Here is a 1,255-nt window from a genome sequence, read left to right as displayed (position 1 = left end):
AATAGACCTCTCCAAAAAATAAATTTATGGTATAATAATAAAAATATAACTAATTTTTATTAACTTCAAAATGAGCTACACTTGGAATTATATTAAAAAAAATCCTAAACAAACTAAACGATTGGTAGGAATAAATCATGAACAACTCTCTCAACTGATAGAACAAGCCAAGTTATTACATCATCAACATCAAGAAAAAATTCAAAATCAAAAAGTCAGGCTAATTAAGCCTGGGGGAGGTGCTTCACAAAAATTATCAATTGAAGACCAAATAGTCTTGACGTTGTCTTGATGCAGTCGCTCATGGGGGAAACCCCCAAGACCGCGCTGCATCGCTAATCTACTTACGACATCACATAAACTTTCAACTTTTAGGACTACAGTTTCAGGTGAGCGAATCGACAGCAAACTCTACTTTTAACTACTGGCAATCTCTTTTCAGAGAAGCTTTACCAGCTTCTTTACTAGAACAAGTAAAAAAGTGCGAAGAAGAGTCGGAGATAATTCGGGAAGCTTTGACTGAGTATGAGTTAATAGTAGATAGCGCTGAACAAGTCAGAGAAAGACCAAAAGATTATAATCAGCAAAAAATTTTCTATTCTGGTAAGAAGAAAAATCATACATTTAAAAACCAATTTATTGTCTTGCCAAAAGGGGAAGATATTGTGGACGTAGTGGTCGGCAAACCTGGCCCCAAAAGTGACATAAATATTTGTCGAGAACGTTTAGCAAAATTTGATGATAAACAGCGACTGAGTGGAGACAAAGCTTATTTAGGAGAACAACAAATAAGAACTCCCCACAAAAAGCCAAAGAATGGTGAATTAACTCCACAGCAAAAGAAAGATAATAAGTTATTCTCTTCAAACAGAATATTTGTAGAACATGTAATTAGATTGGTGAAAATTTTTAAAATAGCGGGAGAAAGGTTTCGCCTAAATTCTAGTAAATATTCTGAGGTAATTTTGACAATATGCGGTTTAGTAAGATTGAGAACAGGAGCCTTAGTATTACAAGTAATAAAAGCTTCTGAAAGTACTGAAACAATTGAGGTTGTATTTGCTCATACTTTTGGTGCTGTCTTGATGCAGTCGCTCATGGGGGAAACCCCCAAGACCGCGCTGCATCGCTAAATTAACATCAATAGCTTCGTAAAGCCTATTATAGCGTTAATTTAACGTAAAATTGACTTGGTCAATTTGAGAGCTGAAAAGCAGTTACTGAGAGACTTTCAAGTTTTTGGAGAGGTCTAATA

At 35.1% G+C, this 1,255-nt stretch carries 2 protein-coding genes; one reads left to right on the top strand and one right to left on the bottom strand.

Features of this window, described 5'->3' with window-relative positions; translation table 11 throughout:
* Positions 1-207 precede the first annotated feature (207 nt).
* Complete coding sequence (locus F6K52_RS36450) at positions 208-333, bottom strand: hypothetical protein (RefSeq protein WP_293090130.1); 126 nt, start codon at positions 331-333, stop codon at positions 208-210.
* Between the two features lie 56 nt (positions 334-389).
* Between F6K52_RS36450 and F6K52_RS36445 the strand changes: the two genes are divergently transcribed.
* Positions 390-1,133, top strand: coding sequence for a transposase family protein (locus F6K52_RS36445; protein WP_293090127.1), 744 nt, complete (start codon positions 390-392; stop codon positions 1,131-1,133).
* Positions 1,134-1,255: the final 122 nt, after the last annotated feature.

The organism is Moorena sp. SIO3H5 (assembly GCF_010692395.1).
Lineage (GTDB): Bacteria > Cyanobacteriota > Cyanobacteriia > Cyanobacteriales > Coleofasciculaceae > Moorena.
This window is presented reverse-complemented; position numbering and strand designations above follow the sequence as displayed.